Origin of the sequence: Luteibacter sp. (assembly GCF_036499525.1) — a bacterium.
Lineage (GTDB): Bacteria > Pseudomonadota > Gammaproteobacteria > Xanthomonadales > Rhodanobacteraceae > Luteibacter.
In genome coordinates, this window is record NZ_DASYDO010000019.1 from 84,590 (window position 1) to 101,325 (window position 16,736).

General features: G+C 65.4%; 9 protein-coding genes and 1 riboswitch. Of the genes, 4 read left to right on the plus strand and 5 right to left on the minus strand.

Annotated features, from left to right (window positions below; genetic code table 11):
- Positions 1-288 precede the first annotated feature (288 nt).
- Positions 289-383, plus strand: a riboswitch (glycine riboswitch).
- Positions 384-426: 43 nt separating this feature from the next.
- From gcvP to VGM71_RS03610, 4 genes are all read left to right on the plus strand, one after another.
- Positions 427-3,291 carry an aminomethyl-transferring glycine dehydrogenase gene (gene gcvP / locus VGM71_RS03595; protein ID WP_414675083.1) on the plus strand — a complete coding sequence of 955 codons (2,865 nt, stop codon included), beginning with the start codon at positions 427-429 and terminating at the stop codon, positions 3,289-3,291.
- 120 nt (positions 3,292-3,411) lie between these two features.
- Positions 3,412-4,077, plus strand: a complete 666-nt coding sequence (locus VGM71_RS03600; protein ID WP_331542447.1) for a carbonic anhydrase — start codon at positions 3,412-3,414, stop codon at positions 4,075-4,077.
- A complete protein-coding gene (locus VGM71_RS03605) occupies positions 4,074-4,949 on the plus strand; it encodes a bestrophin family protein (RefSeq protein WP_331542448.1) in 876 nt (291 codons plus the stop codon). Before VGM71_RS03600 ends, VGM71_RS03605 begins: the two co-directional genes overlap by 4 nt.
- Before the next feature lie 86 nt (positions 4,950-5,035).
- Positions 5,036-7,441, plus strand: coding sequence for a GH92 family glycosyl hydrolase (locus VGM71_RS03610; RefSeq protein WP_331542449.1), 2,406 nt, complete (start codon positions 5,036-5,038; stop codon positions 7,439-7,441).
- On the opposite strand, the gene VGM71_RS03615 is transcribed toward VGM71_RS03610, so the two are convergent.
- The 5 genes from VGM71_RS03615 to VGM71_RS03635 form a co-directional block, all read right to left on the minus strand.
- Positions 7,438-9,552, minus strand: a complete 2,115-nt coding sequence (locus VGM71_RS03615; RefSeq protein ID WP_331542530.1) for a copper-translocating P-type ATPase — start codon at positions 9,550-9,552, stop codon at positions 7,438-7,440. The two genes, VGM71_RS03610 and VGM71_RS03615, sit on opposite strands and share 4 nt — an antisense overlap.
- Positions 9,553-9,691: 139 nt before the next feature.
- Positions 9,692-11,707 carry a S9 family peptidase gene (locus VGM71_RS03620; RefSeq protein ID WP_331542450.1) on the minus strand — a complete coding sequence of 672 codons (2,016 nt, stop codon included), beginning with the start codon at positions 11,705-11,707 and terminating at the stop codon, positions 9,692-9,694.
- Positions 11,700-14,780 (minus strand): TonB-dependent receptor, encoded by a 3,081-nt coding sequence (locus VGM71_RS03625; RefSeq protein ID WP_331542451.1) that lies wholly within the window; start codon positions 14,778-14,780, stop codon positions 11,700-11,702. The genes VGM71_RS03620 and VGM71_RS03625 overlap by 8 nt, the downstream gene beginning before the upstream one ends.
- A gap of 89 nt (positions 14,781-14,869) precedes the next feature.
- Positions 14,870-15,904 (minus strand): FecR family protein, encoded by a 1,035-nt coding sequence (locus tag VGM71_RS03630; RefSeq protein ID WP_331542452.1) that lies wholly within the window; start codon positions 15,902-15,904, stop codon positions 14,870-14,872.
- Positions 15,882-16,466 (minus strand): sigma-70 family RNA polymerase sigma factor, encoded by a 585-nt coding sequence (locus VGM71_RS03635; RefSeq protein ID WP_331542453.1) that lies wholly within the window; start codon positions 16,464-16,466, stop codon positions 15,882-15,884. The genes VGM71_RS03630 and VGM71_RS03635 overlap by 23 nt, the downstream gene beginning before the upstream one ends.
- Positions 16,467-16,736: the final 270 nt, after the last annotated feature.

Here is a 16,736-nt window from a genome sequence, read left to right on the forward strand (position 1 = left end):
ACAGAAGTTCCCTCCGTTTTGGCGCAGTTCGCCGCATGATCTCGGACGATGCCGCCACCCCTATACCGAAATCAGCCGTTTCACTTGCGAATGAAGGCTTCGCCCTGACGACAACCCACGTAAACCCCTACAACCGGCCAGGGCATGTCCCTGCTTGGCCCGTACTTGCCCGACATCCTCGCTCTTGCCCCTGTATAATCCGCCGGGTAAAGCTCGGTGGGAGAAGCGGAAAGACCCGCTGCCGAAGGCGCAACGCCCGTAATCGCTCAGGCCCCCATACCACCGCGCGGTCATCACTCTGGAGAGACCGGTTCGATCCGGCGCCGAAGGTGCAAGGGGCTCCACGCCTCCAAACTCTCAGGCAAAAGGACAGAGGGGCGCCCCACGTGCCGGCACGGCACGTTTTTCCGGATGCCTCCAAAGCCCATGAGCCAGAAAACTTCGCTGCGCGACCTCGAAAACCACGGCGCCTTCATCGAGCGCCACATCGGCCCGAACGACACCGAGATCGCCGAGATGCTGCGCGTGGTCGGCCACGCCTCGCTCGACGCCCTGACCGACGCCATCGTCCCTGGCTCGATCAAGTCGCCTGCCCCGCTCGCCCTGCCTCGCGCCGTGACCGAAGAGGAAGCACTGGCGAAGATCCGCGCCATCGCCGACCGCAATACCGTGTTCCGCAGCTTCATCGGCCAGGGTTACCACGGCACGCTCACGCCGAACGTCATCCTGCGCAACGTACTGGAGAACCCGGCCTGGTACACGGCCTATACGCCGTACCAGGCGGAGATATCGCAGGGTCGCATGGAGGCCCTGATCAATTTCCAGACGATGGTCGCCGACCTCACCGGTATGGACATCTCCAACGCGTCTCTGCTCGACGAAGGCACCGCGGCCGCCGAGGCGATGACGCTGGCCAAGCGCTCCGCCAAGTCGAAGTCGAACGTGTTCTTCGTCTCGAAGGATGTGCACCCGCAGACGCTGGAAGTGCTGCGCACGCGCGCCGACGGCATCGGTATCGAACTGCACGTGGGCGACGATAGCGAAGCCACCGGCGTGGACAGCTTCGGCGTGCTGCTGCAGTACCCGAACACTTACGGCCGCATCAACGATTACAAGGGCCTCGCCGATGCCACGCATGCGCGCGGCGGCATCGTATGCGTCGCCACCGACCTGCTCGCGCTCACGCTGATCGCCGCGCCGGGCAGCTGGGGCGCCGACATCGTGGTGGGCAACACGCAGCGCTTCGGCGTGCCTTACGGCTTCGGCGGCCCGCACGCCGCCTACCTCGCCTGCCGCGACGCGTATAAGCGTTCCATGCCGGGCCGCCTGATCGGCGTCTCCGTGGATACCGAGGGCAAGCCGGCTTACCGCCTCACCCTGCAGACCCGCGAGCAGCACATTCGTCGCGAGAAGGCCACGTCGAACATCTGTACCGCCCAGGTGCTTCTGGCCGTGATGGCAAGCATGTACGCCGTGTACCACGGTCCGGAAGGCCTGGTGCGCATCGCGCGCCGCACGCACCGCCTCGCTTCGATCCTCATGGTCGCGCTACGCAAGGCCGGCATCGCCGTCGGCGGCGATTTCTTCGACACGCTGCACGTCACCGGTATCGACGCGAAGGCGATCCACGCCAAGGCCGCCGCCGCGCAGCTCAACCTACGCGCGATCGACGACTCCAGCGTCGGCATCAGCCTCGACGAAACGACCACCCGCGTCGACGTGCTCGCACTCGCCGGCGTCTTCGGCGGCAGTGTCGACGACATCGACGCGCTCGACGCGGAAGTGCACGACGCGCTGCCGAAGCAGCTGCTGCGCGGCATGGACTTCCTCCAGCACCCGGTATTCAACACGCACCACAGCGAGCACGAGCTGCTGCGCTATCTGCGCGGCCTTGCCGACAAGGACCTGGCACTGGATCGCACGATGATCCCGCTCGGCTCGTGCACCATGAAGCTCAATGCCACTGCCGAAATGATCCCGGTGACGTGGCCGGAGTTCGCCAACATCCATCCGCTGGCCCCGGCCGGCCAGGCGCAGGGCTACAAGCAGCTGATCGACGAACTGGAAGCGATGCTCGTCGAATGCACCGGCTACGACGCCGTGAGCCTGCAGCCGAACTCGGGCGCGCAGGGCGAATACGCGGGTCTCCTCGCCATCCGCGCCTACCACCGCTCGCGCGGCGAAGGCCATCGCGACATCTGCCTCATCCCGGAATCCGCCCACGGCACCAACCCCGCCTCGGCGCAGATGTGCGGCATGACCGTGGTCGTCACGCGCTGCGATGCGAACGGTAACGTCGACGTGGACGACATCCGCGAGAAGGCACAGAAGTACTCCGACCGCCTCGCCGCCATCATGATCACCTACCCCTCCACGCACGGCGTGTTCGAGGAAGACGTGGTCGCCATCTGCGAAGCCGTGCACAAGCATGGCGGCCAGGTGTACACCGACGGCGCGAACATGAACGCGCTGGTCGGCGTGGCGAAGCCGGGCAAGTGGGGTTCGGACGTCTCCCACCTCAACCTGCACAAGACCTTCTGCATCCCGCACGGCGGTGGCGGCCCGGGTGTCGGTCCGTGCGCGGTCAAGTCGCACCTCGCTCCGTTCCTGCCGCGCGCCTTCGGCAGCGAGGGCGACGTGGGCATGGTCAGCGCGGCCACCTTCGGCTCCGCGTCGATCCTGCCGATCTCGTGGATGTACATCACGCTGATGGGCACGGAAGGCCTGCGCAAAGCGACCCAGGTGGCCCTGCTCAACGCCAACTACATCGCCAGTCGCCTCGCCCCGCATTTCAAGACGCTCTATACCGGCCGTAACGGCCTGGTGGCGCACGAGTGCATCCTGGACCTGCGCCCGCTCAAGGACGCCACGGGCGTGGGAGCGGAAGACGTCGCCAAGCGCCTCATCGACTTCGGCTTCCACGCCCCCACGCTGTCCTTCCCGGTCGCCGGCACGCTGATGGTCGAGCCGACCGAGAGCGAGTCGCTGCACGAACTGGACCGCTTCATCGACGCCATGATCCAGATCCGCGACGAGATCCGTGCGGTGGAAGACGGCCGCCTGGACCGCGAGGACAACCCGCTGCGCAATGCCCCGCACACGGCCACGATGGTCACGGGCAGCGAGTGGACCCACGCCTATCCGCGTGAACTCGCCGCCTTCCCGCTGCCGACGTTGAAGTTGTCGAAGTACTGGCCGCCGGTGTCCCGCGTGGACAACGTCTACGGCGACAAGAACGTGATGTGCGCCTGCATCCCGATCGACGCCTACAAGGAAGACGTGGAGGCTTAAGTCTCTACCGGCTCGCCCGGGTATGCCTCCATACCCGGGCGAATCCGCCCGACCCCGCTTTGTCATAAACTTCCCCGGTTGCCGCGCGCCCGCGCGGCCCGATCTTCCGAGGTAAGTACGATGACCCAGGACACTCCGCGCGACGACAGTCTCCTCGGCCTGCTCAAGGGCGTGGAAGACTTCAGCCACAGGGTCTTCCCCGAGCGGGAACAGCTCTTCAGCGAGCTGGCCGAAGGCCAGAGCCCGCATACCCTTTTCATCACCTGCGCCGATTCCCGCGTGGTGCCGGAGATGATCACGCAGACCCAGCCCGGCGAACTGTTCGTCTGCCGCAACATCGGCAATATCGTGCCGGGTTACGGCGAGATGCTTGGCGGTGTCTCCGCCGTGGTCGAATTCGCCGTGATGGTGCTGCGTGTCCGTCACGTCGTGGTCTGCGGCCACACGGATTGCGGCGCCATGAAGGGCCTGCTCAATCCGGATTCCACCAGGGACCTGCCCACTGTGGAGACCTGGCTGCGCAATGCGCAGGCGGCCAAGAGCGCTGTATTCGCACGCAAGCTCGAAGGCCCCGCCGCCATGGAAGCGCTGATCCAGGAGAACGTGCGCCTCCAGCTCGCCCATCTGCGCACCCACCCCGCGGTGGCCGCGGCGCGGGCGAACGACGCTATCACCCTGCAAGGCTGGGTCTACGATATCGGCGACGGCAAGGTCTCCGTGCTAGACCAGGCCAGCGACCGCTTCGTCCCGCTGTCCGAAGCCATCCAGCGCGAGCACGGCGTGTGATCCTTCCGGGGCGGGCCCACATCGGGCACATCCTGCATTACGTCGGCAAGCCGTTGATCTGGCTTCTGGCGTGGGACGTCGTGGTCACCGTGTTCTGGTACCTGGTCAATCCCGACTGGATGGAATTCCCCGCCCTGCCGGTCACGCTGCTGGGCTCCGGCGTGGCGGTATACCTGAGCTTTCGCAACACCACCGCCTATGCCCGCTGGTGGGAGGCGCGCACGCTGTGGGGCGCGATGGTCAACGCATCGCGTACCCTCGCCCGCGATGCGCTCACCCTGCTCGCGGACCGTGACGTCGCAACCGACGTCACGCATCGCCAGATCGCCTACGTGCATGCCCTGCGCCTGCACCTGCGGCGCCAGGCGCCCTGGGAAGAACTGGCCGACCGCCTTCCGTTCGACGAATTGGAGCGGCTGCGTTCCGTGACGAACGTACCCAACACCATCCACGCACGCACGGCGGCGACTGTCTCCGGCGCACGGCCGGACCCCATCCTGCTGGCGACCTTCGCGCGCACGATGAGCGATATCTCGAACGCGCAGGGCGGCATGGAGCGGATCAAGAACACACCGCTGCCGCAGCAGTACACCGCCTACCCCGCCATCTTTACGCACGGCTTCTGCGTGCTGCTGCCGCTGGGCCTCGTGGAAACCCTGGGCCTCTACACGCCGCTGGGCTCCACGGTGGCGGGCTTCCTGTTCCTCGCCCTGCTGCAGATCGGCAACGACATGCAGAATCCCTTCGAGAACCGTGAAGACGACGTGCCGCTCTCCACCCTCACCCGAGGCATCGAGATCGACCTGCGCGACACGCTCGGCGAAACGCACGGGCTCCAGCCGGCACAGCCCGTCGACGGCATCCTCTGGTAATCCCACGACCATGACCGTTGGCATGGGACAAACGGGCTATAAGTGATTTCAATCGAGATAAATACCGGCTTCACGGAGGTTACCCCTTGCGCGCCCTGCATCCGATCGTCCTCGCCGCCGCTCTTGTCCCCGCGCTCGCAGCGGCCACCTCGGGCCCCGCCGACCTCGTGAACCCGCTGATCGGGACCACCAACGGAGGCAACGTCTTCCCCGGTGCCGTGGTGCCGTTCGGCATGCTCCAGTTCAGTCCGGAAGCGTCGCCGCTGCCCGGCAAGAAGGCGCCCATCGCTGCTCCGGGCGGCTACGAATACCGGGCCGATGCCATCCGCGGCTTCAGCCTCACGAACGTCGAAGGCTGGGGCTGTGCGGGTGGCTCGGGCGACGTACCGATCATGCCCATCAGCGAGGACGTGACCGCCTCGCCGTCCACCGACTTCCGCCACGCGTATGCCGCGAAGTTCTCGCACGCGAACGAATCGGCCAAGGCCGGGCATTACCGTGTGGCGCTGGACAACGGCGTGGCCGTGGACCTCACCGCCGCCCTGCATAGCGGCGCAGCGCGCTTCGCCTTCCCTGCAGGCAAGCCGGCGAACGTGCTGGTTCGCGCCTCGGATTCCGAAGCGGGCTCCGAAAATGCGAAGGTCGCCGTCGACAAGGCGCATGGCCGGGTATCGGGCGAAGTCACCAGCGGTAATTTCTGCGGTTACATCAACGAGGCCGATCGGCACAGCTACTACACGCTCTACTTCGTCGCCGAGTTCGACCAGCCCTTTGCGGCCACGGGTTCATGGCACGACACCATCGTGAACAGGGGTGGCACCCAGGCTGAAGGCGGCACGGGGTACGGCCCCAAGGGTTTCGCCGAGGCAGGCAAAGGCTCGGGCGCATGGGTGGGCTTTGCGAAAGACACGCAGACCGTCAACGTGCGCGTCGGCATTTCCTATGTGAGCGCGGCGAACGCGCAGGCCAACCTGGATGCCGAAAACCCGAAGGGCACGACGTTCGAATCGCTGCGTGACAAGGCTGTCGCCGCCTGGAACGCGCGCCTCTCGCACATCGACGTGGAGGGTGGCACGCCCGACCAGCGCACGGTGTTCTACACGGCGCTCTATCACGCGCTGATGCACCCCAACGTTTTCAGTGACGTCAACGGCGAATACCGCGGCTTCGACGGAAAGGTCCATCGTGTAAGCGGAAGCCAGAAGGCCCAGTACGCGAACTTCTCGGGTTGGGACGTTTACCGATCGCAGCTGCCCCTGGTGGCATGGCTGGAACCGAAGACCGCCAGCGACATCGCGCAAAGCCTGTACAACCAGGCACAGCAGAACAACGGTGTGTGGGACCGTTGGACCCACAACAACGGCGGCACACATGTGATGAACGGCGATCCGGCCGCCGCAGCGATGGCGGGCGTGTATGCCTTCGGCGCCCGCGACTTCGACGCGAAGGGCGCCCTCGCCTCCGTGGTTCACGCCGCCGACCACCCCACGGCACTGGATATCTCGCACGACGGCTGCGAAGTGGAATGCGTCGGCCAGCGCCCCGGCCTGGATGCGTGGCTGACGCTGCATTACATTCCGGTCGGCGCGCCAGCCTGGGGCCCGGCGGCAGATACGCTGGAAACTGTCGCAGCCGAATTCGGCATCAGCTCGCTGGCGGATCGGCTGGGCGACAAGGCGACTTCGGCCCGCTTCCTCGAACGGGCGCAGTACTGGCGCAACCTGTTCGATCCCAAGGCCACGCCGGAAGGCGGTTATATCCGCAACCGCAATGCCGATGACAGCTGGGCGCTGATAAAGGACCATGAGAAGGAAGCACCGCACGCCTTCACGCCGTCCACCGAAGACGGCTTCGTCGAAGGCAGCGCGGCGCAGTACGTCTGGATGGTGCCGTTCAATGTCGGCGGCCTGTTCGATGCCATGGGTGGCCGCGAAAAAGCCCGCAAGCGCCTGGACGCCTTCTTCTACCAGCCCGACGGCAGTTTCGCGGTAACGAAGTCCGGCCCGTTGCATGCCGAACTCGATAACGAACCGTCCATCGGCACACCCTGGCTCTACAACTACGCCGGCCAACCGTGGAAGACGCAGGAGCTCGTCCGCCGCGTGCTCGATACGATTTGGGTGAACGCGCCGAACGGTATTCCGGGCAACGACGACCTCGGTGAGATGTCGTCGTGGTACGTATTCGCTGCGCTCGGCATTTATCCATCCATCCCCGGCCGCGCCGAGATGGTCGTCGGCAGCCCGATCTTCACGCATGCCGTGGTGCATCGCGAAGGCGGCGACATCATCATTGACGCGCCAAACGCAGGCGCAGGCAAGCCGTATGTCACGGCGTTGAAAGTGGACGGCAAGGCGTCAGCGCGGTCGTGGTTGCCGGAGTCCTTCGCGTTGAAGGGCGGCAAGCTGGAGTTCGACCTTTCGGACAAGCCGAACAAGAACTGGGCGACGAAGGAATCCGACGCCCCGCCCTCGTTCGACGTGAAGCGCTAAGACGGGGTTCGAAGCCTCAGCGCATTACCTACAACGGAGACGGAACTCAGGCTCATCGCCAGCGCCGCGATCATCGGCGATAGCGTGATCCCGAGGAACGGATACAACACGCCGGCTGCCAACGGCACGCCTACCGCGTTGTAGACGAAGGCGAAGAACAGGTTCTGCCGGATGTTCTTCACCGTCGCCTCGGAAAGCGACCTCGCCCGCGCGATGCCCGCGAGGTCGCCCTTCAGGAGCGTGACCGACGCGCTCTGGATGGCGATGTCGCTGCCGTTGCCCATGCCGATGCCAATGTCCGCCGCTGCCAGTGCGGGTGCGTCGTTCACGCCATCGCCTGCCATCGCCACCGTCGCGCCCTTCGCCTTCAACGCAGCGATGAGCGCGGCCTTGTCCTCGGGCGAGACGCCCGCGTGCACTTCGTCGATCGGCAGCGACGCTGCCACGGCCTTCGCGGTCGCCTCGTTGTCGCCGGTGGCCATGACCAGCCGCACGCCCGCTGCGTGGAGCGCGCCCAGGGCCGGCCTGGTCGATGGTTTCACCGCGTCCGCAAGCGAGAACACGGCGGCAAGCCTGCCGTCGACCGCGAGGTACATCGCCGTGGCGCCTTTGAAGCGCGCCTTCTCGGCGAAATCGTTCGCGGCGCCGGCTTCCACGCGCTCTGATTCCATCAACCGCGCATTACCCAGCGCCACGTCATGCCCGTCGACGCTCCCGGTCACACCGCGACCCACGATCGCCTGGAAACCCGTAACCGGGGGAATGACGAGCTCTTCCGCCTGCGCCGCGGCGACGATCGCTGCGCCGAGCGGATGCTCGCTCGGCCGCTCCACCGCCGCGGCGAAGGCGAGGACCGTGGCACGCTCGCGGCCGAACGTCCGCACATCGACCAGTACCGGCTTCCCCTCGGTCAGCGTGCCGGTCTTGTCGAAGACGAGCGTGTCGACGTCACGCAATTGCTCGATCGCCGCCGCGTCGCGGAAAAGGACGCCTTCGCTCGCGCCGCGACCGCTGGCAACCATGATCGACATCGGAGTCGCGAGCCCGAGAGCGCAGGGACAGGCAACGATCAGCACGCTCACCGCGGCGACCAGCGCATGCGCGAACGTGGGTACAGGGCCGGCCAGCCACCACGCGACGAAAGCGAGCACCGCCAGGACAACGACGGCGGGCACGAACCAGGCCGCGACCTTGTCCGCCACGCGCTGCAACGGCGCGCGGGAGCGCTGCGCCTCGGCCACCATGGCCACGATGCGAGACAGCACCGTATCGGTACCCGCATGCCCCACGCGCATCGTCAGGGCGCCATGCTGGTTCTGCGTGCCACCGGTGAGCTTGTCACCGGGCACCTTCCCGACGGGCATGGCTTCGCCGGTGAGCATCGACTCGTCCACATGGCTTTCACCGTCGAGCACGCTACCGTCCGCCGGCACTTTCTCACCCGGCCGCACGCGAAGGTGGTCGCCCACGTGCAGGCTTTCCAGGGGTACGTCCTCTTCAGCGCCGTCCTCCCCGATTCGCCGCGCCGTCTTCGGCACGAGACCAAGCAGGCCGCGCAGGGCTTCGCCAGTGCGCCGGCGCGCGCGCAGTTCGAGGAAGTCGCCGAGCGTCACCAGCGTGACGATTACCGCCGCCGATTCGAAATAGACGGCCACGTGCCCGTGCATATCGTGCATGGCCGGCGGGAACAGCGAAGGCCACGCGAACGCCACGGCGCTGTACAACCACGCCACGCCAGTGCCGAGCGCAATCAAGGTGTACATGTTCGGCGACCAGCGAACGAGCGAGCGCCAGCCGCGCGCGAAGAACGGCGCGCCGCCCCACAGCACGACCACGGTCGCCAGGAGCGCCTCTGCCCAGCGGGCGATCGAAGCCCAAGGCTCCGGCCACATCCAGCCGAACAGGTGAGGCCCCATCGCGACGGCCACCACCGGAAGGGTCAGGGCGAACAGCAGCGCCAGGCGTCGGCCAAGCGCGCAGACTTCGCCGTCGTCGTCATCCAGCGAAGGCAGCGCGGGCTCCAGGGCCATACCGCACTTCGGACACGAACCAGGGCCTTCCTGGCGCACCTCCGGATGCATCGGGCACGTGTAGATCGTGCCGGCCGGCATCGGCACCACGGGCGCGTCCGGCGTCACTGCCGCGCCGTGCGAGCGATGGCGACGCCCGCGCTCTGCGCGACGCGGCCGATGGTGAGGGCGGTTTGTGTGGTCATGGGGGAAAGTCTAGACCCTTGATCCAGATCCAGAGTCAAGACCCGAGGTGCTTCTCCATCCACCCCACCCAACGCCTGTAGACGTCGCTGATCTGCACGATGTCGTGGGGCAGATGCGCCGAGTCCGGATAGGCGTAAAACTCGACGGGAACACCATTGTCGCGAAGCCCGTGGTACCACTCCTCGGCATTCACCAGCGGCACGTTCGAATCCATCACGTTACCCAGCAACAGGGTTGGCGCCTTGACGTTCCGCACGTAGGTGATCGGAGACTGGTCGCGCCACATGTCCCAGCCCTCGCTCGTCCAGGGCGAGGCACCGAGGAAGTGAGCGCCGGCCTCCTGGTAATACGAGATGCTGTAATCCATCCGCCAGTCGGTGAGCGGTGCGCCGGCGACGGCGGCTTTCCACACGTCATAGTGGCTGGTGAGCCATGCGGTCATGAAGCCGCCGTACGACCACCCGCTGACGCCGATGCGTCCCTCGTCCACGATGCCGAGCTTCTTCACCGCGGCGAGTCCCGCCATCACATCCTTGCCCGGACCATCGCCGGTGTCCCGGTATATCGCGTGCTGGAAGGCGTCCCCCCGGTTGGTACTGCCGCGGTAGTTCGGCTGGAACACCAGGAAGCCGGAAGCTGCCAGCAACTGCGCCAGCTGCTGGAAGGCCGCATTCGACGCAATCATCGGGCCGCCGTGGATAAGCAGCACCAGCGGATACTTGCGGCCTTGTTCGTAACCGACTGGGTAGACCAGGATGCCGTCTTCGCGAAAGCCGCCCGGGCCCTCCCATTCGACGGACGCCGTGCGGCCGAGGTCCAGCGTGTCGATAAAGGCGTTGACGTCGGTCAGCCGGCGTGGCTTGGCGTCGGCGGCATCGAGCACGTAGAGCTCGCCCGGATGATTTGCTGTGGCGCCAATGAAGGCGATGCTGCCGGTGCCGGACACACTCATGCTGGTCGTGTTGCTGCTCGTGGTGACGCCCAGACCGTTGTTGGCTTCCACGTCGCCGAGATCGAGCAAGGTCGCCGTCCCCGACAATGGCTGCTTCCACATCGCCGTATGCGTACCCAACGCACCGGCGATCACCAGCGTGCGGCCATCCGGCATCCAGAGATAGCTGCCGACGTGACGCGCCAGCGCCGCGGTCGCGTCATGGGTCGCGCCGTCCACGACGGCATACACCGCGTCGCCGTTATTCGGATCGCCGCCGCGCGAGCGCGAGAACGCATAGGCGCCCCCGACCGGTGCGAAGGCGACATCCGCCGCGCCCTGGGCACAAACCAGAACGCGCCGGTTACCACTGGCGATATCCACCTCGGCAATGACGGTCTGGATCGACGACGCCCAGTGCACGTCCGGAAATTCCGTGAATGCAATGGACTTGCCATCGCCGCTCCAGACGGGCGTGGTCGACCCTCCGTGGTCAGTGCCGAGACTCGCGGTACCGTGGGTCAGCTGCCTGGCCTGCCCGCCCGATGCCGACACCACCCACAACTGCCAGGGCGCTACTTCCCCGTCCAGCAGGAAATGGCCATGGGTGACGCGGAACACCTTGTTGTGCGCCTTGAGGGCGTCCGCGTTGGGCGGTGGATCCTGTGCGATGAACGCGATGCTGTTCCCGTCGGGGCTCCAGGCATAGTCGTCCACGCCTTGGCGGCTGCCGGTCATGCGCCGCGCAAGGCCACCGCTCGCCGGTATCACGAAGACCTGGGCTTTCTTGCTACGCGGATCTTTTGCGAGGAACGCCAGCCGCGTGCCATCCGGCGACCATCGTGGCGAGGAAAGGCTTTCGCGCATTTCGACGAGTGCCCGGCGCGATCCGTCAGCCACGCTCACCAGATCGATTTCCTTTCTGGCCTGATCGGATTTCCAGTCCGGCGTGGACACCATCACCGCGACCTGCTTCCCGTCCGGAGATATCTGCGGATCCGACAAAGACACGATCTTTTGCAGGTCGTCCAGTTGGAAAGAGCGCGCCTCCGCGCTTTCCATGGGGCAAAGAGGCAGATACGCGATACAGAAGAAGGCCAGGCGTGCCGGCTTACTCACTATGCGTGCCCCCAAGCTTCATGCGTGCCTCCAGGAAAAAGGCGCGGCCGGTCGGGTTGTTCCAGGGAATGTAATAGTACGGGTAGCTCGTCCAGGTAGGATCGCGCCGCGGCTTGGCATCGAACAGGTTGTCGATGACCAGCGACAGGTTGAAGCTCTTCGTGAGGTTATAGCTTAACGTCGCGTTGTAGTTGAAGGTCGGAGCGAGACGAAGCGTACCGTCGTAGTTCGGAATGCCGCTGAGGCGCGAACCGTAGAGCGTGGCGGTGAAGTCGCGATAGGTCCACGTCACCGAGCCGTTCGCCTTGCTGCGCGGGATCAGGTAGTAGTAGATGTCCGTCATTTCGTTATCGGCAGGTGTATCGGGCGACAGCTTCATCTTGCGCATGATCACGTAGGTCGCGCCGAGATGAAAATCGAACCTGCCGAAGCGGTTCGTGGACAGCTTGTAGTGCGTTTCGAAGTCGACGCCCGAGGTGCGATCGGAAGCGGCGTTGATCGGCAGCACCACCACCGAGGTAATGCCGTTCGGGTTGTAACCGGCCGTCGGCGAGTTGCGCACGACCTGCTTTTCGACCTGCTGGCAGAGCGACGAGTTGCCGTCCACCGGCGCACCGTTGGCGTCCACGCCGAGACGGCAATCGGCCTCTTCGCGCAGGACCTTGTCGCTGTCCTGGTATTCGACCTCGTTCTTTACGGTGATGTTGTAGTAGTCGGCGGAGAAATCCAGGCTCGGGGTCGGCGAGTACACGAAGCCGTAGGTGAAGGATTTGCTGGTTTCGTCCTTGAGGTCGGTGCTGCCATGGCTGCGTCCATTGAAATCGACGTCGCCGTTGGTGCAGTTGTCGAAGTAGTTCGGACCGCTGCCCGGTTCATCGCGGCGGCAGAGGTAGTAGTCCGTACCGCTCGAGCTGGAGCCGCTGTCGCCGGCGTAAAGGTAGGCCAGATCAGGAGCACGGAAACCCGTTCCGACGGAGCCTCGCAGCAACAGCGACGTGAAAGGGCGGTATTCGAAGCCCAACGAGTAGGTGCCCTTGCCCGACGAGTTAGAGCCATACTCGTATTTGTCGTAGCGGCCCGCGGCGGTGACCATGAGCTGCGAAAAGACCGGCACGCTGAACTCGACACCGGCGCCGGAATGATCGCGCGAACCCACAGCGACGGCGTTATGCAGGCCGTAATAGCTGCCGTCGAGCGAGAGCGGATCGGGTTTCAGGCCGAAGTACTGGTTACCGTACTCGACCACGGCCGCGAAACCGACCGCGCCGGCCGGCAAGTGAAACAGCTCAGTGTTGCTGAAGGTCAGGGACCAGTCTTCCGCGCGGCTATTGTCCCTGTCGATCGAGTCCTGGGTGATGGAGCGGAATTGCGACACCGACAGTGGGGTATAGAAGCGGCTTAGCGGCGCGTTGTAGATCTGGTACCCGGAGTCGGGGTCGATGCCCAGCGACGGCCCAAGGTACAAGGCCTGCGCGTTGGCAGCGATCAGCGCCGGCCACTTGCTCTTGAGCTTGCTTTCCGAATGACCGAACGAGCCTTCATAATTCCACTGGTCGTCGTCGCCGAAGCTGCCCTTGACGCCGGTAGTCAGCGACAGCGTCTTGTTGATGTTGCGGATTTCGCCCGGTTTCAGACCACCGTTTTCTTCGAGCGTGAAGTAGTTGCGCTCCCACTGCTCAACCTGGCCGGTGGCCTGATTGTAGAAAGGCGTGGCCGTGCAATCGCCGTTGAGCTTTTCGCAGTTCGTCCATTTCAGGGACGTGTTGTAACTGTCCTGATGGGACACGCCAGCCAGCACATCCAGGAACAGGTCGACATGGTGGTTCACATGGTAGGTGGCAGACCCGAAGAAGTTGGCCGACTTGCGCCCGTTCTCCAGCGTGCCGTAGCCGACGTCCTTGTAGGTTCCGCAGTAGTAGCCGGGGCCGCCGTTGTTGTCCGGCGCATAGCCTGAACGCGACGCATAGAAGACCGAGCCCTGGTTCAGATGGGACACGCCCTCGCAGGTCGCCCTGCCCGGATCGAGGTAATTTCCGTTGATGTCCTGGCGAACGAAGGTGTGGCCCGGAACGATGTCGGAAGGGTCGCCCGGGCTGTCCAGGCGTGAGTCGGTGAAGCTTCGCTGGTAATCCCAGATCGGCTTGGCCTCGTAAAGCTCCAGGCCGAACACCGAATCGAAGTTGCCCTTCGAGAAACCGCTGCTTATCTGAAACCGTTGCGAACTGCCGCCGCCGTGCTGGGTGTCGCCGACGCGGTAATCGAGGGTCGTGCCGTCGACCTTCTTTTTCAGGATGAAGTTGATCACGCCCGACATCGCGTCGGAGCCGTAGATGGCCGAAGCGCTTCCGGTCAGGATCTCCACGCGCTCGATCAGCGAGGTCGGCAGGTTGGAGATGTCGGTGAAATTGCTGTTGCCGCCGTAGGCCTGCGGGTAGTCGGCAATGCGTCGGCCGTTGACCAGCACCAGCGTGTGGTTGGGACCGAGTCCGCGCAGGTCGACCGCCTGCGCGCCGGGCGAGAAGCCGTCCGTGCTCTGGTTGTTGTCGAGCGCACCGAGGTTCTGGGTGACCGAGGTCATCAGATCGGTCACGTTGGCGAAGCCGTTCCTGGTGATGTCCTGCGCGGTGATCGTGGTGATCGGCGCGGGGCCTTCGATTTCCGCGCGAGGAATGCGCGAACCGGTGACGGTCACGGCTTCCAGGTTCTGGGTAGCGGGCACGTCGCCCAGCGGCGTCTTGCTCTTGCGCGGTGGCGGCGGTGGCGGTGGTACCGACGCGTCCTTGACGATGACCAGGGCGCCGGATGCCTCCCGGTGCACCGTGTATCCCGTGCCCTGCAGCAGGCGGGATAGCGCAGCCTGCGGCGTCAGATCGCCATGCACGCCGTGGGTGGACAGGCCCTGCAACTGATCGGCGCGATAAAGGAACTGGGCGCCAGATTGCCTGGCCAGCGTATCCAGTCCATCAACCAGGCTACCGGCAGGTATATCGATGTGGGACGTGGTTTCCTGTGCGTGGACCAGCATCGACAACGAGCTGGCAAGCACGAACAACGTGGTGCGTAATGCGGTCATGATCTCCCCCGAGACGTTCTGGCGACGGCGTACCTACCGTCTTGACGAACGAAACGGGAAAACCCCGCACTCGCCCTGCAACTTTTCTGTCAGCGGGCGTACAACAGCACCTGATCGCCGCGGGGCTCCGCCCGCACGGGGAACCCAGCCACCAGCAGATTCACGAAGGCGTCGGTATTCGACCAGCGGAAATTCCCGCCGAGCGGAATGCCCGCGATCGCCGGGTCGGCCACCACGATCTTGCGTGCGTTGTAACGGTTCATCTCGCTTACCGCCGTGGCAAGTGGCGTGTTGTGGAAGCTCACGTAGCCACTGCGCCAGTCGAGGTAGTGCTCGGCCTGCGCTACCGGCAGCGAGCGCACCAGCAGGCCGCTGCCGTCCATCAACGCCACGCTGCCCGCGGGCAGCAGGGTCGACGATGACCCGCCGCCGTCGGCGTCGGCGGGTTCCAGCCGCACGACGCCTTCCGTCACCACCACGCGCAGACGGCTGCCATCGCGGCGGACCGAGAAGCGCGTGCCGACCGCCACTACCTGGCGACCGCCTGCCTGCACCACGAACGGCCTGCCCGGATTCTTGGCGACGGCGAAGAACGCCTCACCATGCATAAGGTCGATATGGCGCTCGCCCCGCGACCAGGCGACCTGGACCTGACTGTCGCTGCTCAGCGTGGCGTGCGAGCCGTCCGTCAGCGGGACTTCGCTGAGTTGTCCCACTGCCGTGGCGTAGGTGGCGAGGGGCTCATTGCCCGCGTGATACCAGGCCGCCGTGCCGACGAGGGCCAGCACCAGCGCCGCCACCGCGGCGCCCAGCCAACGCCACGGCATCGACGCCTGCGCCGCACGCCGGCGCATCCGGCTGACGACAAAGACGTCTTCGGCCGCTGCCGGCTGGGTCCAGCGCCCGCGCGCCGGCACCTCGTCGCCAGCCAGTCCGGCACCCAGCGCCTGCAGGCGGCCGGCTTCACGCCATGCCGAGTCCAGGCGCAGGAAAGCCACGCGGTGCGCCGTGGATTCGGCCAGCCACGCGTCGAGCGCGTCCTGCTCCGCCACGCTCCAGTCCCCGACGTCGCGTCGGGCGAGCCAGGTCGCGGCGGCAAGTTCAATCTGTCTGCTGCTGGCCATGGGGTGAAACGCTCAGCGTGGGTTCGGACCGTGCGGGGACACGGGTGGCGAATCGTTCGCCATAGAAATGGTCGGCCAACAGGCGGATGCCCTTGGCGACCTGTTTTTCCACAGTCTTCTCGGTGATCTGCAATTGCGCAGCGACCGCCTTCTGCGGCAGTTCCTGCACTTTGCGCATCCACACCACTTCGCGACAGCGCGCAGGCAATCGATCGAACGCCTCGGCGAGGCGCTTGAGGATCTGCCGCCCGTCCAGCCGTCGCTCGGGCGAAAGTTCATCTACAAGGACGTTCAAGGCGTCCAAATCCCCCACGGCATCGATCGCCACCACGCGGCTGCGGCGCAGCCGGTCGGTCATGAGGTGCCGCGCCGTGGTGAACAGGAAGGCCTTGGGCTGGGTCGGACGGCTCTTCCCTGCAGCCTCGTAAACGCGCACGTAGACCTCCTGGCGCAGGTCATGGACATCGTCGCGATGCCGCCAGGTGCGTTGCAGCAGACGCATCAGCGCCGCCTCGTGCACGAGGATCTCACGGATGAACCAGGCGTCCAGGGTGTCGTCCATGCGGCCGACCATAGCGGCATTTCATTCGCGCGGATATGGGCCAAAATTCTTGGGTCCCGGGCATGGGGGAAGCGGCGCACCCATTCGTCTCCAAGAAGATTGGGGGCCGGCCGGCAGTGCATGCCGGGGCCGGCGTGTCATCGTCTTGATGCAGGAATTGCCATGCTTTTTCGCCGCGTATGTGTTGGGTTGCTCGCTTCGTTCGCCCTGGGTTGTGTTCCGCTCGCGCATGCGGCGATCGCGCCCAAGGGCAAGGGCTACGACTACTAC